The 26,241-nt window shown below is 65.7% G+C and carries 21 protein-coding genes; 13 read left to right on the top strand and 8 right to left on the bottom strand.

Annotated elements, in window-relative coordinates:
* Position 1: 1 nt before the first annotated feature.
* The 6 genes from GTP90_RS25415 to pdxR form a co-directional block, all read right to left on the bottom strand.
* Complete coding sequence (locus tag GTP90_RS25415) at positions 2-868, bottom strand: hypothetical protein (RefSeq protein WP_161086151.1); 867 nt, start codon at positions 866-868, stop codon at positions 2-4.
* A 6-nt stretch (positions 869-874) separates the two neighbouring features.
* On the bottom strand, positions 875-1,642 hold the full coding sequence (locus tag GTP90_RS25410) for a hypothetical protein (protein WP_161086150.1): 768 nt from the start codon (positions 1,640-1,642) through the stop codon (positions 875-877).
* The gene (locus GTP90_RS25405; protein WP_161086149.1) at positions 1,639-2,610 is read right to left on the bottom strand and encodes a hypothetical protein; all 972 of its coding nucleotides are present in this window, start codon (positions 2,608-2,610) and stop codon (positions 1,639-1,641) included. Before GTP90_RS25405 ends, GTP90_RS25410 begins: the two co-directional genes overlap by 4 nt.
* Positions 2,600-4,333: a cation:proton antiporter domain-containing protein gene (locus tag GTP90_RS25400; RefSeq protein WP_161086148.1), complete on the bottom strand. Its 1,734-nt coding sequence runs from the start codon at positions 4,331-4,333 to the stop codon at positions 2,600-2,602. Before GTP90_RS25400 ends, GTP90_RS25405 begins: the two co-directional genes overlap by 11 nt.
* A gap of 61 nt (positions 4,334-4,394) precedes the next feature.
* Entirely contained in the window at positions 4,395-4,847 is a 453-nt protein-coding gene (locus GTP90_RS25395) for a carboxymuconolactone decarboxylase family protein (RefSeq protein WP_161086147.1), read from the bottom strand.
* Positions 4,848-4,940: 93 nt separating this feature from the next.
* Entirely contained in the window at positions 4,941-6,368 is a 1,428-nt protein-coding gene (gene pdxR / locus GTP90_RS25390; protein WP_161086146.1) for a MocR-like pyridoxine biosynthesis transcription factor PdxR, read from the bottom strand.
* A 79-nt stretch (positions 6,369-6,447) separates the two neighbouring features.
* Here pdxR and GTP90_RS25385 point away from each other — a divergent pair, with 79 nt between their 5' ends.
* Together GTP90_RS25385 and GTP90_RS25380 are read left to right on the top strand one after the other, a co-directional pair.
* Positions 6,448-6,891 carry a GNAT family N-acetyltransferase gene (locus tag GTP90_RS25385; protein WP_161086145.1) on the top strand — a complete coding sequence of 148 codons (444 nt, stop codon included), beginning with the start codon at positions 6,448-6,450 and terminating at the stop codon, positions 6,889-6,891.
* Positions 6,888-7,502, top strand: a complete 615-nt coding sequence (locus GTP90_RS25380) for an FMN-dependent NADH-azoreductase (RefSeq protein WP_161086144.1) — start codon at positions 6,888-6,890, stop codon at positions 7,500-7,502. The genes GTP90_RS25385 and GTP90_RS25380 overlap by 4 nt, the downstream gene beginning before the upstream one ends.
* Here the strand turns inward: GTP90_RS25380 and GTP90_RS25375 are convergent, their stop codons facing one another.
* The gene (locus GTP90_RS25375) at positions 7,503-8,624 is read right to left on the bottom strand and encodes a beta-ketoacyl-ACP synthase III (RefSeq protein ID WP_161086143.1); all 1,122 of its coding nucleotides are present in this window, start codon (positions 8,622-8,624) and stop codon (positions 7,503-7,505) included.
* Positions 8,625-8,751: 127 nt separating this feature from the next.
* On the bottom strand, positions 8,752-10,215 hold the full coding sequence (locus GTP90_RS25370) for a S41 family peptidase (RefSeq protein ID WP_161086142.1): 1,464 nt from the start codon (positions 10,213-10,215) through the stop codon (positions 8,752-8,754).
* Between the two features lie 362 nt (positions 10,216-10,577).
* Between GTP90_RS25370 and GTP90_RS25365 the strand changes: the two genes are divergently transcribed.
* The 11 genes from GTP90_RS25365 to GTP90_RS25315 all read left to right on the top strand — a co-directional run.
* Positions 10,578-11,174 carry a hypothetical protein gene (locus GTP90_RS25365; protein WP_161086141.1) on the top strand — a complete coding sequence of 199 codons (597 nt, stop codon included), beginning with the start codon at positions 10,578-10,580 and terminating at the stop codon, positions 11,172-11,174.
* A gap of 78 nt (positions 11,175-11,252) precedes the next feature.
* Complete coding sequence (locus GTP90_RS25360) at positions 11,253-13,466, top strand: TonB-dependent receptor plug domain-containing protein (RefSeq protein ID WP_161086140.1); 2,214 nt, start codon at positions 11,253-11,255, stop codon at positions 13,464-13,466.
* 55 nt (positions 13,467-13,521) lie between these two features.
* Positions 13,522-15,513: a M13 family metallopeptidase gene (locus GTP90_RS25355; RefSeq protein WP_175048232.1), complete on the top strand. Its 1,992-nt coding sequence runs from the start codon at positions 13,522-13,524 to the stop codon at positions 15,511-15,513.
* A 206-nt stretch (positions 15,514-15,719) separates the two neighbouring features.
* Positions 15,720-17,720 (top strand): M13 family metallopeptidase, encoded by a 2,001-nt coding sequence (locus tag GTP90_RS25350; protein WP_175048231.1) that lies wholly within the window; start codon positions 15,720-15,722, stop codon positions 17,718-17,720.
* Positions 17,721-17,808: 88 nt separating this feature from the next.
* Positions 17,809-19,875 carry a M13 family metallopeptidase gene (locus GTP90_RS25345; protein WP_161086138.1) on the top strand — a complete coding sequence of 689 codons (2,067 nt, stop codon included), beginning with the start codon at positions 17,809-17,811 and terminating at the stop codon, positions 19,873-19,875.
* A gap of 134 nt (positions 19,876-20,009) precedes the next feature.
* Complete coding sequence (locus GTP90_RS25340) at positions 20,010-20,567, top strand: hypothetical protein (RefSeq protein WP_161086137.1); 558 nt, start codon at positions 20,010-20,012, stop codon at positions 20,565-20,567.
* 166 nt (positions 20,568-20,733) lie between these two features.
* Positions 20,734-21,702: an ABC transporter substrate-binding protein gene (locus GTP90_RS25335; protein ID WP_161086136.1), complete on the top strand. Its 969-nt coding sequence runs from the start codon at positions 20,734-20,736 to the stop codon at positions 21,700-21,702.
* 15 nt (positions 21,703-21,717) lie between these two features.
* Entirely contained in the window at positions 21,718-22,539 is an 822-nt protein-coding gene (locus GTP90_RS25330) for an ABC transporter permease (protein WP_161086135.1), read from the top strand.
* 1 nt (position 22,540) lies between these two features.
* Positions 22,541-23,332, top strand: coding sequence for an ABC transporter ATP-binding protein (locus tag GTP90_RS25325; protein WP_161086134.1), 792 nt, complete (start codon positions 22,541-22,543; stop codon positions 23,330-23,332).
* 22 nt (positions 23,333-23,354) lie between these two features.
* Positions 23,355-25,127 (top strand): sensor histidine kinase, encoded by a 1,773-nt coding sequence (locus tag GTP90_RS25320; RefSeq protein WP_161086133.1) that lies wholly within the window; start codon positions 23,355-23,357, stop codon positions 25,125-25,127.
* A 13-nt stretch (positions 25,128-25,140) separates the two neighbouring features.
* On the top strand, positions 25,141-26,241 hold a 1,101-nt coding region (locus GTP90_RS25315; protein WP_175048229.1), incomplete at its 3' end, for a sigma-54-dependent transcriptional regulator.

Genomic DNA, 26,241 nt, shown 5'->3' with positions numbered 1-26,241 from the left:
GCTACAGCCGCTTTAGCGCGGTATCGATGTCCACCGTGTACAACTCGGTGGGCAGGCTGACGGTGGCGGCGTCGCATGCGATATCGACGTTGCCGCCATCCTCCAGCCGCAGCGTGGCCTTGTGGTTTGCGCTGCAAGCGTTGATCACCGCCTGTGCCGCCGCCTGTTCCGAGAACAGCGCGCGCCCCTCCGCGCCAACCACGCCCATGCCGGGCCGCAGCGCCTTGCAGGACGGGCCGCCGGCGATGCGGGCGACATCCGGTTCGTTGTACATGCTGACGGCGCCGCCGCAATCGGCGCGCATCAGTTGCGCCACCAGCGCGTGGGCGACCAGCGCGGTGGTCGCCGCGCCCCATTTCTCCGCAGGCTTGAACACCGCTGCCGGCGTGCGCGCGTAGGCCGCCATCACGTTGGCCAGCGGCTCATCGCCCGTCACGCGGGACAACCAGCGCGGCTGACAGCCAACGGCCGTGCCGCATTCCAAGGCTTGCGCAAAGTCGCCCTTGCCGCTGCGTTGCGCCATGCCGTAGTAATCGCGCAGCATTAGCGTCGCCGGCTTGTCGTTGGCGCGGCTGGCCAGCCCGAGGGCATGGAAGGCCATGCCGCAGGCGTAGGGCGTCGATCCCCATTGGCGGTCCGCGACCTGCCGCCAGCTCTTGCGGTTGGCGGCGACCACGCAGCCGTTGACCGCTTTTTCCAGTTCGCCCTTCAGCGCCTCGTGGTCCCGCCAGCCCAGTGCCGCGCTGGTGCGCCAGCGCAGGAACTCCGCTCCGCCTTCGCTGATCATCGCGCGGTCGTCCTTCCACTTGTCGTCCCAGCTTGCCGGTTGCAGCAGATGACTGATTTCATGCGCGACGAAGCCGCGCATCTCCGGTTACATGCGCGCCGGCGCGTCCGCTGAAAAGGTCAGGCGCATGGTGCTGCGGTGGGCCACGTCGCCACGCCAGCCGTTCGCCTCCGGCGATATTGCGGCGATGACGTATGGGACGGGGAAGTCGATATCCGGCAGCGCCTTCGCCAGATAGGTGGTGGCGTCGAGGATGCTGTCGCCGAGGAAGCGCGTGTCGGCTGCCGACAATCGCGGGTCCAGATGTATCTTTGCGGCCGCTCCCTGCGGCAGCGGTTGCAGCAGCAGGGCCACCGGCAAGTAGTGCGCGTTGGCCGTGGTCGAGGGCAGTGTGGCCGCGTCGCCGGATGGACGGCCATCCACGACGACCGCGCCGCCTGGTGCGCTGAACTTCCACGAGACGGCGCCGCAGGACGCGGGACTGACGGCATAGGCGCTGGTGTGGGCGTAGAAGCCCTGGCCTATCGGATAGGACCAGGGATAGACACGGTCAAGGCTGCGCGTGGCGGCGGGCACGCGGAAGCGCAGGCTGCTGCAGGATGCTGTCTTGCGGCGTATCTGGTTGCCGTCCACTTCACCGCAACCGTCGAGCGCTGTCCAGTCGCGGCGAAGTTCGGCGGCGCTGGACGGCGGGATGCCGGGATTGGTGAAGTCCAGCGCGTTGCACGTCGCGGGAATGTCGTAGCGCAGTTCCAGGCTGGTGTTGTCGGTCGCGCTGAGCGTGACGGCGACCGATTGCGCTGATGCCGGTCCCGCCAGCGTCAGCGCCAACAGGGTGGCTGAACTACCTTTCAATGCTGCTTCTCCTGAAGTTGATCGACCATGCGAACCACCGTTTGGTCGAAGGTCTGCTTGCCGGCCATGTACGGGCGCCATTCGTTTTCTATCGGCGGCAGCAGCGGCGACCAGTAGCCTTTGAACAGGCCGCGCTTGTCGGCGTAGGATTCGTAGGCTATGCCATCGCGTTTGTACGCGTCCTTCACCACGGTGCCGACGGTGTAGAACTGTACCCCGTGCCACAGGTCCGAATCGGGACTGCGCTGCGTGGCCTTGAGGCGCGCTTCGATGGCGTTCTCCAATTTTTCCGTCGACGCGATGTGCGAAATTTCGTGATACACCATCTCCAGCGACGCCAGGCCTTGATAGTCGGGACGTCCGCTGGGGATCACCGTCTGCGTGTCGGTGTATCCGCCCTGGCGCGTGCCGGTGTCCACCACGACGTCGATCCGGATGGGCGTGAGGGGGAAGGGCGCTTGTAAGTAGCGGGCGATGCCTTCCTGGATCTCCGCACCGTAGCGCTCGTCGAGCCGCTTCGCTTCGGTGATCCATTGCTGGTTGCTGGCGTCCTGCTGCGCCCAGATGCAGCGCGCGTACATCGGCGCGACGCTGTCCAGCATGGCCGCCAGTTGTGGCGGCAGCGCCAGGCCGCCGGCCTCGCGCCGCGTGTCGGCCACGCTCAACGCCATTTTGATGGACGCCATTTGTTCGTCGAACAGCGGGTCGCGCTTGGCGTAGTTGTCGCGGTAGTGGGCGACGGCCTTGCGCAGCGCGACCATCTCGTCGGCGGTTGGCGCGGCCGTCCAGCTGATTTTTTCCACCAGCTCCGGATGCACTCCCAGGTTGTACAGGAAGTGGTGCAGGTTCATCAGGAACGCGCTGTGGAACTCCAGCTGTACGCGCACCGGCGAGGCATCCGCGCCGGCAACGATCAGCGACAACGGCAGCGCCGCCGCGCAACGCATCAAGGCGCGCCTAGTGAGCATGGTGGCCGCCGCTGGTGACATTGCCCATATTGGCCAGTATGGATTCGGTCATTCCCTTTGCCAGCTCCTGCTCGCCGATGAAGATCTCGCCCGCGCGTTCACCGCGCAGCAGTTCCGCCTCCTCGTCGCTGTGTGTACGCACCACGGTCTTGATGTCGGGGTTGAGGGCACGCGCCGTCTCGATCATGGTCCGCACGTGGAAGGTATCCGGCGTGGCGATCACCAGCATCGCCGCGCGCGCGATGTGCGCCTGGATCAGCACCGCCGGCTCCCCCGCGTTGCCGGCCACCGCGTGCCCGCCTTCCTTGCGCAGCTGGTCCACCAGTTCGCGATTCTGCTCGGCCACCACGAAGGGAATGCCTCGCCCGGCGAGCGCCGCGGCGATGCGCCGGCCCACGCGGCCATAGCCGACCAGCACGACCTGTCCCGACAGATGCTCCTGCGGCACGGACGCCGGCAGCTCCGCCAGCGGATCGGCGGCGCGCTCGAACTTGGCCGCCAGCGCCACATTCCTGCCCAGCCAGCGCTCCAGCGGTTTGGTGGCGCGGAACACCAGCGGATTGAGCGCGATGGAGATGATGGCGCCGGCCAGGATCAGGCTTTGTCCCTCGGCCGGCATCAGGCCCAGGGACAGGCCCAGCGCCGCCAGGATGAAGGAGAACTCGCCGATCTGCGCCAGGCTGGCCGACACCATCAGCGCCGTCTTGGCCGGGTAGCGCAGCAGCAGCACCAGCAGGAAGGCCACCACCGATTTGCCGGCCACGATGATGGTCACCACGGCCAGCAGCTTGAGCGGCTGCTCGACCAGTATCGACGGCTCGAACAGCATGCCGACCGAAACGAAGAACAGCACCGCGAACGCGTCGCGCAGCGGCAGCGATTCCTCGGCGGCGCGGTGCGCCAGTGCGGATTCGCGCAGCACCATGCCGGCGAAGAAGGCGCCCAGCGCGAAGGAGACGCCGAAGTAGTAGGTCGATGCGTAGGCGATGCCGACGGCGGCGGCGATCACGCACAGTGTGAACAGCTCGCGTGAGCTGGTGCGCGCCACCTGCCACAAGATCCACGGGAACAGCTTGCGGCCCACCACCAGCATCAGCGCGATGAAGGCGCCCACCTGGCCCAGCGTGATCGCCAGCGTGGTCCACAGGCTGGTGCCGCCCGTCGCGGCGGCGCCGTGGCTGTCCACCGCCGTGCCGCCCAGCGAACCGGCCAATGCCGGCAGCAGCACCAGCACCAGCACCGTCACCAGGTCCTCCACCACCAGCCAGCCGACCGCGATGCGGCCATTGAAGCTATCGAGGATGCCGCGCTCCTCCAGTGCCCGCAGCAGCACCACTGTGCTGGCCACCGACAGCGCCAGGCCGAATACCAGCCCGCCGCCCAGGCTCCAGCCCCAGAAGTGGGCCAGCGCCATGCCCAGCGCGGTGGCGACCGCGATCTGCAGCACGGCGCCCGGCAGCGCCACGCGCCGTACAGCCCAGAGATCGTCGAGGGAAAAATGCAGGCCGACGCCGAACATCATCAGCATCACGCCGATTTCGGCGAGCTGCCCGGCCAGCGCCGTATCGGCCACGAAGCCCGGCGTGGCGGGACCGATGATGATGCCCGCAGCCAGATAGCCTACCAGCGCCGGCAGCTTGAGGCGCGTTGCGAGGTAGCCGAACAAAAGGCCGAAGCCAAGTGCGGCCGCGATGGTGGTGATCAGGCTGATATTGTGGGGCATGCGTGCGGGGCTCCTGCAAGGGTAGGGGAGCCCTAGCGTAGCACAATCATGCCCGCGCCGATCACATGATCAGTGCCGCCGGTGTCATGCGGGTGGCGACGCCGAAGCGGTTGAAGGCGTTCATCAGCGATACGGCCACCGTCACGTCGGCCAGTTCTTTCTCGCTCAGGACAGCGATCGCCTTTTGATAGTCGCTGTCCGGCACATTGGTCTGGTCGACGCGGGTCACGCTCTCGGCCCAGGCCAGCGCAGCGCGCTCCTTGTCGCTGAACAGCGCGGCCGCTTCTTCCCACACCTGCACCAGCGCCACCTTGTCGATCCGGACGCCCTGGTTCAGCAGGTCGCGCGTGTGCATGTCGATGCAGAAGGCGCAGTTGTTGATCTGCGATACGCGCAGGTAGACTAGTTCCACCAGTTCGGCCGGCAGGCCGCAGGTTTGCACGTAGTGCTTGACGGCGGTGAAGCCCTTGTAGGCCTCCGGGGCATGCTTGAATACTTCGATGCGCTTGCTCATGACTATTCCCTGGCTGGTTGCGAATGGCGTCATTCTGCCGCCGCATGGATCAGTCGTGAAGAGCCAAGAATGGGTTATCCGGCTAGGCCATGTTCAAAGCAGCCGGAGTATCCGCTTGCCCAGTTCGCGCGCCCGCTGCGGCGTGTCGATGTTGGTGAAGCCCAGCAGCAGCGCCGACGCGGCATGCGGCAGCACCGTGCGTTCGGACAGCGCCAGGGCCGCCATGCCGTCTTGCCGCATGCGTTCGGCCAGGGCGCGGTCGGTGTGGCGGCCCTTCATGCGCAGGATCAGGTGCATGCCGCCTGGCTGCGGATCGATGTGCAGGTGCTTGCCCAGCACCGCGTCCAGGCCTTGCGCCGCGATCTGGCGGCGTTCCGCGTACAGGCGGCGCATGCGCTGGATGTGGCGGGCGAAGTGGCCTTCGTTCATGAAGTCGCTGACGATGGTCTGTGTCAGGACAGGCCCGCCGCCGCCGAAGGTCTGGCTGACCTGTTCGAAGCGCAGCACCTGCGCCGGCGGCACCACCAGGTAGGCCAGCCGCAGCGCCGGGAACAGCACCTTGCTGAAGGTGCCGGCGTACAGCACGCGGCCATCGCGGTCCAGGCTTTGCAGCGCCGGCAGCGGGCGGCTGGCGTAGCGGTATTCGCCGTCGTAGTCGTCTTCGACGATCCAGGCGTCGGCCTGCGCGGCCCAGTCCAGCAACGCCAGGCGGCGCGGCAGCGACAGCGATACGCACAATGAGCATTGATGCGCCGGCGTGACGACGGCGGCCCTGGCGCGCGGCGCCGTGGCCACGCCGTGCGATACCACCAGGCCTTCCGCGTCGACCGCAACCGGGGCCAGCTTCATGCCGGCATGCGTGAGCAGTTCGCTGGTGGGCGGGAAGCCCGGATCCTCGACCCACACGCTGTCGCCGGGTTGCAGCAGGGCGCGCGTGATCAGCTCCAGCGTGTTGCGGTAGCCGGAGGTGATGAACACCTGCGACGGCGAACATTGGATGCCGCGCGACAGGCTCAGATAGGTGGCGATGGCCGCGCGCAGCGCCGGCTCGCCGAAGAAGGGCGGGCTGGCCATGTCGTCGGACTGCGTGGCGCGGACGGCGCGCGCCGCCAGCCGCGCCCACACCTTGCGCGGAAACGCGTCCAGCGCCGGCAAGCCCATTTGGAAGGGACGGTTCGCCGATACCGTTGCTGGCGATGCGCTGGCGGGCTGCTTGCGGGCGCGCGCGGAAGGCGTCGCCGGCATCGCCGTCGCCGCATGGCGCGCCAGCGCAGGCGTGACCACCGTGCCGGCCTGGCCGCGTGTCTCCACATAGCCTTCCGCCACCAGCAGCGAGTAGGCCGCTTCGACCGTTCCGCGCGCCAGGCCCAGTTCCAGCGCCAGCGCGCGCGCCGACGGGATGCGGGCCTCCGGCAGCAGCAGGCCGTCGGCGATGGCGTTGCGGAAGCGGATGTAGATCTGCCGGTAGAGCGGTTCGGCGGCATCGTCGTCGAGCTGGAGGAAATCGGGCTTGGTTTTCATGGCCTAGTCGGGATGTCGTTTTATGGCTCTGTGGATTATGCCATTGGCGCCATAAGATTGCGTTTTAAAAGGAGCAAGCATGGACGACCAACTGAAGGATGTGGAAACGCCGGAGCAGCTGCGCGCCTGCTATCCCGTGATGAAGCAACTGCGCCCGCACCTGGCGACCGAGGACGAATTCGTCGCCCGCGTGACGCGCATGCGCGGGCAGGGCTACCGCATCCTGGCCGCGTGGGACGAGGGCGAAGTGGTGGCGCTGGCCGGATATCGCCTGGAGGAGAACCTGGTGTACGGCCGCTTCCTGTACGTCGACGATCTGGTGGCCGACGAGAAGATGCGCGGCCGGCGCTGGGGCGCGCGGCTGCTGGAGCGCTTGACGGCTTACGCGGAGCGCGCGGAATGCGTCAAGCTGGTGCTCGACACGGGCATGGCGAACGCGCTGGCGCAGCGCTTCTACTTCCGCGAGGGGTTGCTGACCGGCGCGATGCGCTTCGGTAAATTCCTGAAAGCGGGTGCGGCATGAAGATCCTGCACATCACATGCAGCCCGCGCGGGGAGCAATCGGTGAGCTACCGGCTGTCCCAGCGCGTGATGGACCGTCTTCTGACGCGGCACCCCGCCGCGCAGATCGTCACGCGCGACCTGTGCGCCGAGCCCCTGCCGCATATCGACGGCGCGTATGCGGCGGCGCTGGGCGGCGGCGCGCGAGTGGGCAATGGGCGCGCCGTGTCGTCGCATGCGCTGTCGGAGCGGTTGATCGCCGAATTGCGCGACGCCGATTACGTGGTCATCGCCACGCCGATGCACAACTTCACGGTGCCGTCGGTGCTGAAGGCCTGGCTGGACCATGTGGTGCGTATCGGCGTCACCTTCAACGTCACGCCGGAGGGCAAGGCCGGCACGCTGGCGGATCGTCCGGTGTACATCGCCGTCAGCTCCGGCGGCTACCGCAGCGGCGAGCGCGCCCGCCAGCCCGACTTCCTCGAACCCTACCTCAAAGCGCTGCTGCCGACGATAGGCTTGAAGAACCTGAGCTTCGTGTCCGTCCAGGCCACCGCCGCCGGCCCTGAAACGACAACGGCCGCATTCGCGGCCGTCGAGCGGGAACTGGACGACTGCGTCGCCGGTGCCTGATTAGATCCGTCGCACCACCACGCAGCCGATCGAGTAGCCGGCGCCGAAGGAGCAGATCACGCCCAGCTGGCCGGGCGCCATGTCGTCCGAGTATTTGTGGAAGGCGATCACCGAACCGGCCGACGAGGTGTTGGCGTAGGTGTCCAGGATCACCGGCGCCTCGCCCGGCTCGGCGTCGCGGCCCAGCACCATGCGGCTGATCAGCAGGTTCATGTTCAGGTTGGCCTGGTGCAGCCAGTAGCGGCTCACCTGCGGCACTTCCAGGCCGGCGCTGGCGATGGTGGACTTGATCATGTCGGCGGCCATCGGGCACACGTCCTTGAACACCTTGCGGCCCTGCTGGCGGAACAGCTTGTCCGGCTGGCCGATGCCCGATTCGTCGAAGCGGTTCAGGAAGCCGAAGTTGTTGCGGATGTTGTTGGAGAAGCTGGTCTTGAGCTTGGTCTCGACGATCTCCCAGCGGTGCGCGCCCTTGGCCGTGTCGGCCGCCTCGATCACCATCGCCGTGCAGGCGTCGCCGAAGATGAAGTGGCTGTCGCGGTCGCGCCAGTTCAGGTGGCCGCTGGTGATTTCAGGATTGAGCACCAGCACCGCGCGCGCCTGGCCGCTCTGCACCGCCGCCACCGCCTGCTGGATGCCGAAGGTGGCCGACGAGCAGGCCACGTTCATGTCGAAGCCGTAGCCCTCGATGCCCAGCGCGCCCTGCACCTCGACCGCCATCGCCGGGTAGCCGCGCTGCATGTTGGAGCAGGCCACCAGCACCATGTCGATATCGGCCGGCACGCGGCCGGCGCGGTCCAGCGCCAGGCGCGCCGCCGCCACGCAGATTTCCGCCTGCAGCGACAGCTCCTCGTCCGCGCGCTCGGGGATGCGCGACACCATGCGGGCCGGGTCCAGGATGCCGCTCTTCTCCATCACGTAGCGCGACTTGATGCCGGACGCCTTTTCAATGAAGGCCACGCTGGACATTTCCAGCGCCGTGACGGTGCCGTCCGCGATGGCGGCGGCGTTGTCGGCGTTAAACTGCCCGGCGTAGGCGTTGAAGCATTCCACCAGCTCTTCGTTGGAGATCGACTGGGCTGGCGTAAAGAGACCGGTACCGCTGATGACCGCTTGTTTCATGGTTAAACTTTCAAATTAAGCAATGGCGTGCGCCAGTAATGACGCAAATTCTACACAATGACTGCACGTTCGGCGAAAATAAAAGCGGCGCCCTTGAGGCGCCGCTGAATTCGGTGGTGAAAACCGCTTATTTCTTGGCCAGTTCCTTCTTGATGGCCAGATCCTTCTTGACCTCGACCTCCGCCTTCACCACGGTGGTCTCGGGCTTGGCCAGCTGCACCGGCAACCCTTTCAGGTGGTTGAGCGCCTGCGCCAGCTGGAAGTCGTCGGCGCTGCCGTATTCCAGCGGCTTGCGTTTCTTCTCCAGCGCCACGATGCGCAGCTGTTCTTCCAGCTCGTCGCGCTTGCTCTTGGCGATTTCCTGGTCGCGGTCGTTGCTCAGGTGCTTGTCGAGGTCGGCCTCGCGGGTGCGCAGCGCGTTCAGGCCGTCGCCGTCGGCGTTCTCGTCCACCGCCAGGTCGGGCACGATGCCCTTGGCCTGGATCGAGCGGCCGTTCGGCGTGTAGTAGCGCGCCGTGGTCAGCTTGACGGCGGTGTCGGCGGTCAGCTGGCGGATGGTTTGCACCGAACCCTTGCCGAAGGTCTGGGTGCCGACGATGTCGGCCCGCTTGTAGTCCTGCAGCGCGCCGGCGACGATTTCCGACGCCGAGGCCGAGCCGGTGTTGACCAACACCACCATCGGCACCTGCTTGACCGCGGCCGGCAGCTTGGACAGCGCGTCGCCGTCGTTGCGTAGCGCGTAGTATTCGGGACGGCCGTAGAAGATCTGCTTGGAGTCCGGCAGCTGGCCGTTGGTCGAGACGATGGCCGCGTCCTTGGGCAGGAAGGCCGCCGCCACGCCGATCGCGCCTTGCAGCACGCCGCCCGGATCGTTGCGCAGGTCCAGCACCAGGCCCTTGATGTTCGGGTCCTGTTTGTACAGTTCGACAATCTTGGCGGCCAGGTCGTCCACGGTCGGCTCCTGGAACTGCGAGATGCGCAGCCATGCATAGCCGGGCTCGACCATTTTGCCCTTGACGCTCTTCTGGTGGATCTCCTCGCGCGTGATGTTGAACACCAGCGGCTCGGCCTCGCCCTTGCGCAGCACCGTCATGCTGACCTTGGTGTGCGGCTCGCCGCGCATCTTCTTGATCGACTCGTCCAGGCTCAGGCCCTTGACCGGCGTGCTGTCCAGGCGCGAGATCAGGTCGCCCGCCTTGATGCCGGCGCGCCAGGCCGGCGAGTCCTCGATCGGCGCGACGATCTTGATATAGCCGTCCTCGCTCTGGCCGATCTCGATGCCCAGGCCGACGAACTTGCCCTGCGAACCTTCACGCAGTTCGGCGTAGGCTTTCTTGTCCAGGTAGGCGGAGTGCGGGTCCAGCGAGGCGACCATGCCGGAGATGGCTTCGGTCAGCAGCTTCTTGTCCTCGACCTTTTCGACGTAGTCGGATTTGATCAGGCCGAACACGTCGGCCAGCTGGCGCAGTTCCTCCAGCGGCAGTGGCGGGTCCACCGGCTTTTGCGCCATGGCGGAAAACTGCAGCGAGATCGCAATGCCGGCCACCACGCCCAGCCCGACCAATCCAGAATTCTTTAATTTCTTGCCCATGTTTCACCTATCGAACTGTTGCCGGCAGCCGTCGCCGGCGGGCCATCCCGCCTCAACGCGCTTGAGTCGAGTATAAACCTGATTCTCGGCAAACATGGTAGCCATCGCGAAATGATTTATACCTTTACGAGAATTTACAACGCCTGGCGTTGACATTTGAAGCACACCAGCGCCCGCTTGGCGGTACGTCAATTTTGCTGTTTTGTACGCAGTGTATCTATCACGCTCACGACCGTAAGCAATTGTAAGAAGTCCTGTAACGGCGGGAGGTGCGACCTACACTGAACTCGTAATTCTCTCTACCCTGAAGTGGTTTTCGCCTGCGCCCCAAGCGCAGGCTTTTTTTTATCTACGGAGCCGACATGCGTCTTAACTTCTCTTCCACGTTGCAGCGCCTGGCCGTCGCGCTGGCGCTAAGCGCGGCCCTGCTGCCGGCCCACGCGGTGCCTGTCATGGACATCCGCGCCGAGGACATGCTGCCAATGGCGGCCGAGCTGAAAAAATCGCTCAACCTCAACGCCAACCAGCAGACCCTGTGGCAGCAGACCGAAACCAGGACCCGCAACCTGCTGCGCGAGCGCCAGGCCCGCCGCGAGCGCCTGCAGGCGGCCACGCTGGCCGGCGTGCAGGGCGCCAATGTCGAGCTGCGCGACCTGGCCAAGACGGTGGACGAGGAAACCACCGCCAGCGCGCTGGAAGAAAAGCTGCTGCGCGAATGGTGGCTGACCGTCAACGATGCCTTGGATGAAACGCAACGCCAGGCGGTGGTGCAGCTGGTGGCCGAGCAGCTGCAGCGCGTGCCGGACTCCGGTGCCCACAACGGCGCCATGCCGCACAAGCAGGAGGGCGGCGAGCAGCATCGCGGCGGCCGCAAGGGCATGGGTGGCGTGGGTGGCATGGGCGGCAGCATTGGCGGCCCCGGCGGCGCCAGCATCAGCCTGCCGGGCGGAGGCGGCTGAGCGGCGGTGTGTATCGTAAAGTAAAAATCGGGCGCTAGCCCTTTTGGCCAGCGGGGCTGCCGGTAGAATGTGCAGCCTATGAGCAAACTGATCTCCCTCGCCTGCCTGGTCCTGTTGGGCGCCTCCGAAGTCCACGCACAAACCGACGCCACGCCCGCCAAGCCGGCATTGGGGCCGGACGGCAAGCCGGTGCCGCAGGTCACCATCAGCGGCGGCCGCGCCAGCGACATGGACGAGCGCCGCAACTCGGTGGCCGGCAAGCAGGTCTACGGCCGCGAGGAGCTCGACCGTAACGGCGACAGCAATCTCGGCGACGTCCTCAAGCGCCTGCCCGGCGTGACCCTCGGCGGCCGCCCCGGCCGCGGCGGCGACGTCCGCATGCGCGGCATGGGCAGCGGCTACACCCAGGTGCTGCTGAACGGCGAACGGCCGCCGGCCGGCTTCTCGATGGAATCGCTGTCGCCCGACCAGGTCGAGCGCGTCGAGGTGATGCGCGGCCCGGTCGCCGAGCACAGCACGCGCGCCATCGCCGGCACCATCAACATCATCCTGCGCGACGGCTACCAGCAGAAGGACAAGCAGCTCAAGCTCACCGACAACATCGAGCAGGGCCGCCACGCGCCCAACGTCTCGCTGACGGTGCCGGGCAAGACCGGCAGCCTGACCTGGCTGCTGACCGGCTCGGTCTTCGAGAACCGCCAGCACGACCAGGCCGAAACCTATAACCGCGACACCCGCGACGACGGCGTGGTGCTCAAGGACCAGAACGTGCTCGACCAGACCAAGCGCACGACGCGCGGCCTGCACCTGACGCCGCGCCTGTCGTACAAGTTCGACAACGGCGACACGCTGAACTTCCAGCCTTTCCTGATGGTCAACCGCAGCGACAGCACCGCGCGCAGCGACCTGGCGCAGAACTTCGGCCTGGTGCCGCCGGCCCTGCTGCAGCCGCCCGAGTACAACCTGGCGCTGACCGGCAGCCATGCGGAATCGACCTTCCTGCGCGGCTTCGGCAACTGGGTGCACAAGCTGGCGGGCGCGTCCAAGCTGGACGTCAAGTTCGGCTTCGGCGCCGGCCACAGCGACAGCGACTCGCTGCGCTACCAGTACGACAACGCCGGCAACCTGCTGCAGCGCTACAGCGACGACGCCACCGTGCGCGACCGCAGCGCCAGCACCGGCGGCAAGTACACCACGCCGATCGGCAAGGAACACGCGCTGGCGGCCGGCTGGGATATCGAGCTGGGCCACCGCGTCGAGACCAAGACCTCGCTCGACAAGAACGGCGTCTCGCAGTACGGCGATGCCGGCGACAACCTGAGCGCCGACACCCGCCGCCTGGCCGTGTTCGCGCAGGACGAGTGGGACATCAGCCAGCAATGGTCGGGCTACGCCGGCCTGCGCTGGGAGGGCATCCGCACCACCAGCAGCCGCGCCGGCCAGGACATCAGCAACACCAGTAGCGTGCTGAGCCCGCTGCTGCACGGCGTCTACCGCATTCCCGGCCACGACAAGGACCAGGTCCGCGCCAGCCTGACCAAGAGCTACAAGGCCGCCAACATCCAGGACCTGATCGCCTTGCCGTCGCTGTCGCGGCTCAACAGCGCCACCCGGCCCGACCGCACCGGCAACCCCGACCTGAAGCCCGAGCTGGCGACCGGCCTCGACTTCGCGTACGAGCACTACCTGGGCCGCGGCGGCATCGTCACGGCCGGCGGCTTCGTGCGCGACATCAAGGACCTGATCCGCCGCGAGCTGACCCTGCAAAACACGCCGACCGGCCCGCGCTGGGTGTCGACGCCGGCCAACATCGGCCACGCGCGCACCAAGGGCATCGAGCTGGAGGCCAAGCTGCAGCTGCAGGAACTGATCGCGGGCGGCCCGGCGATTGATTTCCGTTCCAACTACAGCCGCTTCTGGTCCAGCGTGGACGGCATCCCCGGCCCCGACAACCGGCTCGACGCGCAACCGAAGCAGACCGCCAACGCCGGCCTGGACTGGCGCCTGAAACCGGTGCCGCTGACCCTGGGCGCCAGCCTGAACTGGACGCCGGCCACCATCATCCAGAGCAGCGCCGAGCAGGTCGTGACCACCAGCCGCAAGCGCTCGTTCGACGCCTATGCGCTCTGGAAATACAGTTCACACCATCAAATCCGCATTTCAGCCAATAATCTGATGGCGGAGGACGCGCTCGGTAGTAATATCGTGACCGCCAACGGCCTGGCACAACTGGCCAACACGACCAACCAGACGTACGTCGTCTGGAGCGTCAAATACGAAATGAAATTCTGACCAAGAAGGAAACGCAGTGAAACGATATGTGCTGAGCGCGCTGACCCTGAGCCTGATGACCGCCTTCGCCGGCGCCGCCGACACCGCCCCGGTGTCCGGCATCGACACCCAATACATCGACGCCGGCGTGCGTCCGCAAGACGACTTCTACCGCTACCTGAACGGTGGCTGGCTGAAGACCGCGCAGATCCCGGAAGACAAGTCCAGCTGGGGCACCTTCGCCAAGCTGCGCGACGACGTGCTGCCGCAGCTGCGCGCCATCATCGAGGCGGCCGAGGCCGACAAGACCCGCAAGGCCGGCAGCGACGCCCAGAAGATCGGTGATATGTACGCCAGCTTCATGGACGAGAAAAAGCTGGAGTCGCTGGGCGTGAAGCCGCTGGCAGGCGAGCTCAACCGCATCCGCGCGATCAAGGACAAGAAAGCCTTCCCGATGCTGATCGCCCACCTGGGCGAGATCGGCGTCGGCACGCCGTACGGCCTGTACGTGAGCCAGGACGCGCGCGAATCGACCAAATACGCGGTCGGCATCTCGCAAAGCGGCCTGGGCCTGCCGGACCGCGACTACTACCTGAAGAAGGACGACGCCAAGCTGGCCGGCACGCTGGTCAAATACGAAGCGCATGTGGCCAAGATCCTGGCGCTGGGCGGCGACAAGCACGCCGCCGCCAGCGCCAAGGCCGTGGTCGCGCTGGAGACCGCGCTGGCCGAGGCGCAATGGAGCAAGGTCGAGAACCGCGATCCGGTCAAGCGCTACAACAAGATGTCGATCGCCAAGCTGGCCGAGCTGGCGCCGGGCTACGACTGGCAGCACGCGCTGGCGGCGGCCGGCGTGGCCAACAAGATCGACTACGTCATCGTCAACCAGCCGGGCTACCTGGGCGGCTTCAACACCGCGCTGGACAAGACCGACCTGGCGACCTGGAAATCCTACTTCGAATGGCAGCTGCTGCGCCGCGCCTCGCCCTACCTGTCGAAGGACTTCGCCGACGCCAACTTCGATTTCTACAGCACCGTGCTGACCGGCGTGGCGGTCAAGCCGCCGCGCTGGAAATCGGCGGTGGGCCTGGTGGAGAACAGCCTGGGCGAAGTGCTGGGCAAGCTGTACGTGGGCCAGTACTTCCCGCCCGAGCGCAAGGCGCGCATGGAAGAGCTGGTCAAGAACCTGCTGGCCGCGTACAAGAGCAGCATCGACACGCTGGACTGGATGAGTCCGGAAACCAAGCAGCAGGCGCAAGCCAAGCTGGCCAAGTTCACGCCCAAGATCGGCTACCCGAACAAATGGCGCGACTACGCGTCGCTGGCCATCGTCAAGGGCGACCTGGTGGGCAACGCCATGCGCGCCTCGGTGTTCAGCCACCAGCGCATGATCAACAAGCTGGGCAAGCCGATCGACCGCGAAGAATGGGGCATGACGCCGCAGACCATCAACGCGTATTACAACTCGACGATGAACGAGATCGTGTTCCCGGCCGCCATCCTGCAGCCGCCGTTCTTCGACGCCAAGGCCGACGACGCGGTCAACTACGGCGCCATCGGCGCGGTGATCGGGCACGAGATCAGCCACGGCTTCGACGACAAGGGCAGCCAGTCGGACGGCGACGGCAACCTGCGCGACTGGTGGACCAAGGAAGACCGCGCCAACTTCAAGGCCAAGACCGACGCCCTGGTCAAGCAATACGACGGCTACAGCCCGATCAAGGGCTACCACGTCAACGGCGCGCTGACCCTGGGCGAGAACATCGCTGACAACAGCGGCGTGGCGATCGCGTACAAGGCGTACAAGCTGTCGCTGGGCGGCAAGGAAGCGCCGGTGATCGACGGCCTGACGGGCGACCAGCGTTTCTACATGGGCTTTGCGCAGGTATGGCGCAGCAAGACGCGCGACGAGCAGCAGATCATGCTGATCAAGACCGACCCGCACTCGCCGGGCCAGTTCCGCGCCAACGGCACCATGGTCAACCAGCCGGGCTTCTACGAAGCGTTCGGCGTCAAGCCGGGCGACCAGATGTATGTTGCGCCGGAACAGCGCGTGATCATCTGGTAAGCGCTTAACCGCGGGAAAAAAACACAAAAAGGCCACTGCATGTGGTCTTTTTGTTATCGTTGTACAACTTGGGGTCAAGTCTGGCATTCGGACACGAGCTCTGCTGTAGACGGCGCATACAGCAGAGCTCGTGTCCGAATGCCAGACTTGACCCCACCCCCGTTACAGGAGAGAGAGTCTTGAAAGCACATTTGTTAAGCGCGCTGATGCTGGCGCTGCTGGCTTCGGCCGGCGTCCAGGCGCAGCAAAAAAGTTCGGGCGTCGAGCTCGACGGTATCAACGCGGCGGTCCGGCCGCAGGACGATTTTTTCCTCAACCTGAACGGCAAGTGGCTGGCCAAGACGGAAATCCCGGCCGACAAGTCGAGCTGGGGCTCGTTTGAAAAACTCGACGACGACACCAAGCCGCAACTGCGCGCCATCATCGAGGCGGCCGCCGCCGATCCGAACAAGACGCCCGGCTCGGATGCCCAGCGCATCGGCGATTTCTTCGCCAGCTATATGGACGAGGCCAAGCTCGAACAGCTGGGCCTGACCCCGCTGCGCGCCGACCTGGACCGCGTGGCCGCGCTCAAGGACAAGAAGGACATCCCGGCCCTGATCGCGCACTTCAACCGTTACGGCGTGACCGCGCCCTACGGCTTCGCCATCCACCAGGACAACAAGGATTCGACCAGGTACGTGGCCGACTTGGTGCAGGACGGCCTGAGCCTGCCCGACCGCGACTACTACCTGAAAAAGTCGGACAAGAAGATGGCCGACACGCTGGCCAAGTACCAGCAGCACGTGACCAGCATGCTGACGCTGGCCGGCAACGCCAACCCGGCGGCCGACGCCAGGGCCATCGTGGCGCTGGAGACCGAGCTGGCCAAAATCCAGTGGACCAAGGTCGAGCTGCGCGATCCGGTCAAGGCCTACAACAAGGTGCCGCTGGCCAAGCTGTCCAAGCTGGCGCCGGGCTACGACTGGACCACCTGGCTCAACGACACCGGCATCGCCGGCAAGGTCGACTACGTGATCGTCAGCCAGCCCAGCTTCATCACCGGCTTCAACAAGCTGCTGGACAAGACCCCGCTGGCCACCTGGCAAGCCTGGTTCCGCTGGCAGGTGATCCACGCCAGCGCGCCCTACCTGTCGAAGGATTTCGCGAAGGAGAACTTCGCCTTCTACGGCACCGTGCTGGGCGACATCAAGGAACAGGAGCCGCGCTGGAAGCGCGCGGTCAACGCCACCGACGGCGCGCTGGGCGAGAGCCTGGGCAAGCTGTACGTCGAGCAGCACTTCCCGGCCGAGCGCAAGGCGCGCATGGAGGCGCTGGTGCAGAACCTGCTGGCGGCCTTCAAGCAGAGCATCGACACGCTCGACTGGATGGGCCCGGCCACCAAGGAACAGGCGCGGGCCAAGCTGGCCAAGTTCATGGTCAAGATCGGCTATCCGAACAAGTGGCGCGACTACTCGCCGCTGGTGGTGGCCAGGGATGACCTGGTGGGCAATGTCCAGCGCTCGCGCGCCTTCGACTACAACAAGGAAGTGAACAAGCTCGGCAAGCCGGTCGACCGCGACGAATGGGGCATGACGCCGCAGACCATCAACGCCTACTACAACCCGGAGCTGAACGAGATCGTGTTCCCGGCCGCCATCCTGCAGCCGCCGTTCTTCAACGCCGACGCCGACGACGCGGTCAACTACGGCGCCATCGGCGCGGTGATCGGCCACGAGATCAGCCACGGCTTCGACGACCAGGGCGCCCAGTACGACGGCGACGGCAACCTGCGCGACTGGTGGACCAAGGCCGACCACAAGAACTTCGCGGCCAAGAGCAAGATGCTGGTCAAGCAGTACAACGCCTTCAGTCCGCTCAAGGGCTACCACGTCAACGGCGAGCTGACCCTGGGCGAGAACATCGCCGACAACAGTGGCGCGGCGATCGCGCTCAAGGCCTACCTGATCTCGCTGAACGGCCAGCCGTCGCCGGTGATCGACGGCCTGACCGGCGAGCAGCGCTTCTACATGGGCTTTGGCCAGGTGTGGCGCAGCAAGATCCGCGACGCCCAGCAAATCGTTTACCTCAAATCCGATCCGCACTCGCCGGACCAGTTCCGTGCCAACGGCACAGTGCGCAATCAGCCGGGTTTTTACAACGCTTTTGGCGTAAAACCCGGCGATAAAATGTATCTGGCGCCAAAAGACCGCGTCATCATGTGGTAAGACTTTATGCCATTGCGGCACTGTGATATAAAGCGCAACAGGGCCAAACACCGTGGATTGGCCTTTATACAATCAAGAGGATAATTTCGTGAAACGTCATCTCGTAAGTGCATTGACCCTGAGCCTGATCGCAGGCCTGGCGGGTGCCGCCGACAACACCACAAGTGTAGCCCCGGCCAGCGCCCAAGTAGCAAACGCCAAGCCAGTCTCCGGCATCGCGGTGGAATACATCGATCCAGCGGTACGCGCGCAGGACGACCTGTTCACCCACATGAACGGCAAATGGCTGGCCACGACTGAAATCCCGGCCGACAAGGCCAGCTGGGGCAGCTTCGCCAAGCTGCGCGACGACATCCAGCCGCAACTGCGCGCCATCATCGAAGGCGCCGCCGCCAACCAGGCCGGCGGCCCTGAAGCGCAACGCATCGGCGACTTCTACGCCAGCTTCATGGATGAAGCCAAACTGGAACAGCTGGGCCTGACCCCGCTGAACGCGGAACTGGCCAAGATCGACGCCGTGAACAACAAGAAGCAGCTGCCGGCGCTGATCGCCCACCTGAACAAGATCGGCGTGACCGCGCCGTACGGCTACGGCATCCACCAGGACAACAAGGATTCGACCAAGTACGTGGTCGACCTGGGCCAGGACGGCCTGGGCCTGCCGGACCGCGACTACTACCTGAAAGCGGACGACAAGAAGATGGCCGAGGCGCTGGCCAAGTATGAGCTGCACGTGGCCAAGATGCTGACCATGGCTGGCGACGCCCACGGCGCCGTCACCGCGCACGCCATCGTAGAATTCGAAAAAGAACTGGCCAAGCTGCAATGGACCAAGGTCGAACTGCGCGACCCGGTCAAGGCCTACAACAAGGTCGACATCGCCAAGCTGGGCAAGGTCGCGCCGGGCTACGACTGGAACGCCTACCTGGCGGACGCCGGCGTGAAGGGCAAGGTCAACTACGTGATCGTCGGCCAGCCTAGCTACCTGAAGGGCATGACCGCGCTGCTGGCCAAGACCCAGCTCGACACGCTGAAGGCCTACTTCCGCTGGCACCTGCTGCAATCGAGCGCGCCTTACCTGAGCAAGGCCTACGTCGACGAGAACTTCGCCTTCTACGGCACCGTGCTGAGCGGCGTGACCGAACAGCGCCCACGCTGGAAGCGCGGCGTGTCCGTGACCGAAGGCGCGCTGGGCGAAGCCGTCGGCAAGATCTACGTCGAGCAGAACTTCCCGGCCGAGCGCAAGGCGCGCATGCAGACGCTGGTGAACAACCTGCTGGCCGCATACAAGACCAGCATCGACCAGCTGGACTGGATGAGCCCGGTCACCAAGAAACAGGCGCAGGAGAAGCTGGCCAAGTTCACCACCAAGATCGCGTACCCGAACCACTGGCGCGACTACAGCAAGCTGGTGGTGTCCAAGGACGACCTGGTTGGCAACGTGCTGCGTTCGCGCGAGTTCGAGTACAACAAGGAACTGGCCAAGCTGGGCAAGCCGATCGACCGCGAAGAGTGGGGTATGACGCCGCAAACCGTCAACGCCTACTACAACCCGGAAATGAACGAGATCGTGTTCCCGGCCTCGATCCTGCAGGCACCGTTCTTCAATGCTGATGCGGACGACGCGGTCAACTACGGCGCCATCGGCGGCGTGATCGGCCACGAAATCAGCCACGGCTTCGACGACCAGGGCGCCCAGTACGACGGCGACGGCAACCTGCGCGACTGGTGGACCGCTGCGGACCACAAGAACTTCGCGGCCAAGACCAAGATGCTGGTGGAGCAGTACAACCAGTTCAGCCCGCTGCCTGGCTACCACGTCAACGGCGAGCTGACGCTGGGCGAGAACATCGCCGACAACAGCGGCATCGCGATCGCGTACAAGGCGTACAAGCTGTCGCTGGGTGGCAAGGAAGCGCCGGTGATCGACGGCCTGACCGGCGACCAGCGCTTCTACATGGGCTTTGCGCAAGTGTGGCGCCTGAAGATGCGTGAAGCGCAGCAGATTGTGCAGCTCAAGACCGACCCGCACTCGCCAGGCCAGTTCCGCGCCAACGGCCCGATGCGCAACCAGCCAGGCTTCTACGACGCCTTCAACGTGAAGCCAGGCGACAAGATGTACCTGGAACCAAAAGACCGCGTGATCATGTGGTAACCACCGCATAGACGCAACCAAGGGCCGCAGCGATGCGGCCCTTTTTATTGCACCCCGTCGTCGCTCCCGCCTGCGCGGGAACGACGCGTCGCCTGTTAAACTAGAGGCTTCCAATTACAAGTATCCGGTATCCCATGCGCCTGCGTCATTCCGCACTCCTCGTTTTGCCCCTGCTGCTGGCCGCTTGCGGCGATTCGTTCACGCCGGTCGATGTCTACATGGCCAAGACGCCGGAATGCACGACCTGGCAGGAAGGCTCGCGCTACGATCTGCCGCGCGGGATCAGCGTGTCGACCACGCCGCCGGTCACGCTGCCGGACGGCGGCGCCGAGTTCACCTTTGTCTACCTGGTGCCGCGCGGTGAGCGCGCCCTGTTCCTCAGCCGCGAATATCATGTCACCGCGCCGAAGGGGCCGGTGCTGGCCAAGGCGGAACTGGTCAGCTTCTACCAGCGCGCCACCAACTCGCGGCCGGAAATCGTCGACGTGATTCCCAAGGTGCCCGATATGCTGGTGGCCGGCGCCACCAGCGACGATACGATCTGGCGCGTGCGCCTGCGCGTGAAGGAGAAGCTGCCGGAACGCTTCGACGTGGTGCCGCCCGCCTTCGAGATCGCGCTGACCAAGTACCCGATGCGCACCTTCACCTACCGCTACTTCGCCGACCGCAAGGCCTTCGGCCTGTGCAGCTAAGCTGGCGGATTTCCGCATAAGCCACGCCCGGTTCATGCGGATTTCCGCCTGAAGCGCCGCGCGCCGCGCACGTCATCCCTTAAAAATCAATGACTTGAACCGCAGCCCGTGCTTGGCACGGAAGCTGCATTGTCTCCCGGTAACTACAACCGCAAAGGAGACACGCATGTCCAAGTTCCGTCTGTTATCGCTGGCCCTCGCGCTGGCCGCCGCCACGGGCGCGCAAGCGCAGGAAGTGGTCCGCCTCGGCAACCTCAAGTTCGCCCACTACGGCGCCGTCTCGTACATCAAGGAAATCGCGCCCAAGTGCGGCATCAAGGTGGAAGAGCACGTCTTCGCCAAGGGCCCGGACGTGATGCAAGCCATCCTGGCCGGCGAGCTCGACGTCGGCGCCACCGCCTCCGAGGCGGCCATCTCCGGCCGTGCCAACGGCGCGCCGATCTACGTCGTGGCCGGCTTCGCCAAGGGCGGCGCCCGCCTGGTCGCCCGTCCCGACAGCAACATCAAGTCGATCAAGGATTTGAAGGGCAAGAAAGTTGGCGTCACGCGCGGCGGCATCCACGAGGTGCTGCTGATCGCCGAGCTGGCCCAGGCCGGCCTGACCGCCTCCGACCAGCCGGGCAAGGACGTACAGCTGATCTTCCTGGCGTTTGCCGACCTGAACCAGGCGCTGATGGGCAAGAACCTCGACGCCATCATGCAGAGCGAACCGCAATCCTCGCAGGCCATCAACAAAGGCTACGGCGTGGAGGTGATGAAGCCGTATGACACGCCGATCGGCGCGCCGGTGCGCACGATGGTGATGAGCGAGAAGTTCTACAAGGAGCACCGCGCCACAGCCGCCAAGTTCATGACCTGCTTCGTGCAGGCCACCAAGCTGTTCATCGACAACAAGCCGGTGGCCGAGAAATACGTGCGCGAGGTGATCTTCAAGAACCAGATCACCAAGGACGACTTCGACGACGCCATCAGCAATTCGCCGTACAGCTACGACATCACGCCCGAGCACATCCAGATCACCACCGACGTGATGGCCAAGCACGGCACCGGCAAGATGCGCTCCGCGCCGGTGGCCAAGGACTGGGTCAAGACCGACCTGCTGGAAGCGGCCAAGAAAAGCCTCAATATTAAATAACCACGGAGACTCACCATGAGCAAGCAAGACTGGCGGCAAGCCGCCTCGGGTGCGGTCGTGCCCATCGTTATCGTCGCCCTGTGGCAAGCCAGCGCCATGCTGGGCTGGGTCAATCCGCAGGTGCTGCCGTCGCCGTTCGCGGTGGTGCACAAGTGGATCGAATATCTGTTGCCGCTGACCGCCTACGATCCGGCCACGCAGTCGTGGCTGGCCTGGGCTCTGTCCGGCGAACTGCTGGGCGACACTTTCAGCAGCATGTACCGTGTGGTGGTCGGCTTCGCCATCGGCGCCGGCCTGGCGCTGCCGCTGGGCCTGCTGATGGGATCGAGCCAGCGCATGTACGCGTGGTTCAATCCGCTGATGCAGGTGCTGCGGCCGATTCCGCCGATCGCCTACATTCCACTGGCCATCCTGTGGTTCGGGCTGGGCAACGCGCCGGCCGTGTTCCTGATCGCGCTGGGTGCGTTCTTCCCGGTGCTGGTCAACACCATCGCCGGCGTGCGCCAGGTGGACGGCATCTACATCCGCGCCGCCCGCAACCTGGGCGTGAGCCAGCGCACCATGTTCGTCCGCGTGATGCTGCCGGCCGCCGTGCCCTACATCCTGTCCGGCGTGCGCATCGGCATCGGCACCGCCTTCATCGTGGTCATCGTGTCCGAGATGATCGCCGTGAACAACGGCCTGGGCTTCCGCATCCTCGAAGCGCGCGAATACTTCTGGTCCGACAAAATCATCGCCGGCATGATCAGTATCGGCCTGCTGGGCCTGGTCATCGACGTCGGCATGAACAAACTGAACAATCATTTGCTGCGCTGGCACCGCGGCCTGGAGAACTGACATGACCCATATCGAAGTCAACGCCGTCAACAAGGTCTTCAAGACCGACAGCCGCGAAGTGATCGCCCTCAAGGACATCAACCTGGAGATCCCGCAAGGCCAGTTCGTCTGCCTGCTGGGGCCCTCGGGCTGCGGCAAGTCCACGTTGCTGAACGCCATCGCCGGCTTCTCGCTGCCGTCGTCCGGCACCATCACCGCCGACAACAAGCTGGTCACCGGCCCCGGCCCGGAACGCGGCATGGTGTTCCAGGAGTACGCGCTGTTTCCGTGGATGACGGTGGAAAAAAACATCGCCTTCGGCCTGGAAATCAAGGGCATGCCGCAGGCGGAGATCGCGGCCAAGGTCGATCAATTGCTGGGCATGCTGTCGCTGGGCGACTTCAAGCACCGCTTCCCGAAAGACCTGTCCGGCGGCATGCGCCAGCGGGTGGCCATCGCCCGCGTGCTGGCGCTCGATTCGCCGATCATGCTGATGGACGAACCGTTCGGCGCGCTGGACGCGCTGACCCGCCGCAACCTGCAGGATGAACTGCTGCGCATCTGGGCCGAGCTGAAGAAGACCATCATCTTCGTCACTCACAGCATCGAGGAAGCGATCTACCTGGCCGACCGCATCGTCGTGATGACCTACCGCCCCGGCACCGTCAAGCGCGACATGATGGTGGACCTGCCGCGCCTGCGCGACCCGTCCGCCGCCGAGTTCAACGCCCTCAAGCGCGAGCTGGGCCAGCTGGTGATGGAGGAACAGCAGCGCCACCACAACGACGAGATGCGCATGGCGGCGGTGGACTGAGCGGGTGCAGTAGAATCTGCCCATGCGTGCCCAAAAAAACCTGCTGCTGTTTGTCGTCACCTTTGCCTGCGCGCTGGGCCTGATCGCCGGCTCCTACCTGGCCGGCACCTGGCGCGCGCGCGAGGAACTGCGGCAGCAGGGCCAGCGCCAACTGCAATTGATGGCGCCGGACCTGCAGTCGCTGCTGCAAAAATATGAAACCCTGCCGTTCGTGCTGGGCTTCCAGCCCGACCTGATCGAAGCGCTGGCGCATCCGTCCGATGCGCCGGCCATCACCCGCCTCAACAGCACACTGCAAACCATCCAGCAGCAGGCCAAGGTCGGCGCCATCTACGTGATGGACCGCGACGGCCTGACCATCGGCGCCAGCAACTGGAACCAGCCGCTGGGCTTCGTCGGCAAGAATTTCTCCTACCGTCCCTACTTCGACGCCGCGCTGCACGGCAGGGCGGGGCGCTTCTACGGCATCGGCACCAGCACCAGCGAGGCCGGCTACTTCATCGCCCAGCCCGTGTACCGCAACGGCACGGCAGGCGGCCCGGTCGCCGGCGTGGTGGCCGTGAAGATCAGCCTGGCCGACTTCGAACGCACCTGGCGCAGCAGCGACGACGCCATCGTGCTGGCCGACAGTTCCGGCGTCATCTTCCTCAGCAACCGTCCGGACTGGATCTACCGCAGCCTGCACGCGCTGGACGCGGCCACCGAGCGCCACCTCGCGCACACCCAGCAATACACCGGCCAGAAAGTCACGCCGCTGAAAGGGCACCCCGATTTGTTCGTCACGCAGCCGGTCGGCCAGCTGGGCTGGGAGCTGATGCTGTTCCCCGCCCAGCAGCGCGTGCTGCGCACCGGCATGCAGTGGGCGGCGGCGGCGGCGCTGCTGGAGGCTTGCGCGGCCGTGTCGAGCTGGGCGCTGCACCAGCGCCGCCGCCGCATGGAAGAACGCATGGCCTCGGCCGCCGCGCTGCGCCAGGCCGCCGCCGAGCTGGACGACAAGATCGTCGAACGCACGCAGCAACTGCGCACCACCAACCAGCATCTGGAAAGCAAGTACGCCAAGTTGCAGGAGACCGAACACCTGCTGCGCTCCACGCAGAACGAACTGGTCCAGGCAGGCAAGCTGGCGATGCTGGGCCAGATGGCGGCCGGCATCACCCACGAACTGAACCAGCCGCTGGCCGCGATCCGCGCCTTCGCCGACAACGCCCGCGTGTTCCTGGAGCGCGGGCAGGGCGCGCAGGTCGAGGGCAACCTCGGCCACATCAGCGAAGCCAGCGCACGCATGGGCGCCATCATCGGCCAGCTCAAGGGCTTCGCGCGCAAGGACGAGACGGTGGCCGTGGTCGACCTGGCGGTCTCGGTACGCGCCTCGGCGTTCTTGCTGGAGAGCGAATTCCGCCGCCACGCCGTCGCGCTGGACATCGCCGTGACCGACGGCCTGAAGGTGACCGGCAACAGCGTGCGCATCGAACAAGTGTTGATCAACCTGCTGCGCAACGCGCTCGACGCGGTCGAGACGGCCGAGCGGCGCGAAGTGGCCATCCGCCTGGAACGCGAAGGCGCCTGCGCGCTGGTCAGCATCAGCGACAGCGGCGCCGGCATACCCGAGCAGGTGGTGGCGCACCTGTTCGAACCATTCTTCACCACCAAGCCGTCCGGCAAGGGACTGGGCCTGGGGCTGGCGATCTCGTCGTCCATCGTGCAGGCCATGAACGGCCAGCTGACGGCGCATAATCCAACCGGCGGCGGCGCGCGCTTCGAGCTGCGCCTGCCGCTGCAAACCGAGGGGACTTGAAGTGCAGGCAATCTTGATCGAAGACGAAGCCGCGCTGCGCCTGGCCACCAGCCAGACGCTGGAACTGGGCGGCTTCAGCGTGCAGGCCTGCGCCAGCGCCGAGGAAGCGCTGGCGCTGCTGCGTGCCGACTATCCCGGCGTGATCGTCACCGACGTGCGCCTGCCGGGCCGCTCCGGCCTGGAGCTGCTGGCGCAGGCCGCCGCGCTGGATGCGGAACTGCCGGTCATCGTCGTCACCGGCCACGGCGACGTCGAGATGGCGGTGTCGGCGATGCGCAGCGGCGCCTACGACTTCATCGAAAAACCGTTCGCGGCCGAGCGCCTGCTGGACGCGGTGCGCCGCGCGCAGGAGCGCCGCCGGCTGGTGCTGGAAAACCGCCAGCTGCGCAGCGACCGCGCCCGGCATCCCGACATGCCGGACCTGGTCGGCCGCTCGGCCGCTATCGAACAGTTGAAAGTCCTGATCCGCAACATCGCCCCGGTCGGCGTGGACGTGCTGATCAACGGCCAGACCGGCACCGGCAAGGAAGTGGCAGCCCGCCTGCTGCACGCCGCCAGCGGACGCAAGGGCAACTTCGTCGCCATCAACTGCGGCGCGCTGCCGGAATCGGTGTTTGAAAGCGAAATCTTCGGCCACGAAGCGGGCGCCTTCACCGGTGCGCAAAAGCGCCGCATCGGCAAGCTGGAGTACGCGCAGGGCGGCACCGTCTTCCTCGACGAGATCGAAAGCATGCCGATGGCCTTGCAGGTCAAATTGCTGCGCGTATTGCAGGAACGGCGGCTGGAAAGATTGGGCGCCAACGACACCGTCGCGCTGGACTGCACCATCGTCGCCGCCACCAAACTTGATCTATTACAGTTGAGCGCGCAGGGCCAGTTCCGCGAAGACCTGTACTACCGGCTCAGCGTGGTCAGCATCGAGCTGCCGCGCCTGCGCGACCGGCGCGACGACATTCCGCTGCTGCTGGCCCACTTCACCGCCGACGCGGCCGCCCGCTACCGCCGCCCGCTGCCGCAGTGGAGCGCGCAGCAGATGGCGCAATGGCAGGCGGCCGAGTGGCCGGGCAACGTGCGCGAACTGCGCAACTTCGCCGAGCGGCTGGTGCTGGGCGTG

It is taken from the genome of Duganella vulcania, from assembly GCF_009857655.1.
Classification (GTDB): Bacteria; Pseudomonadota; Gammaproteobacteria; order Burkholderiales; family Burkholderiaceae_D; genus Rugamonas; species Rugamonas vulcania.
This window is presented reverse-complemented; position numbering and strand designations above follow the sequence as displayed.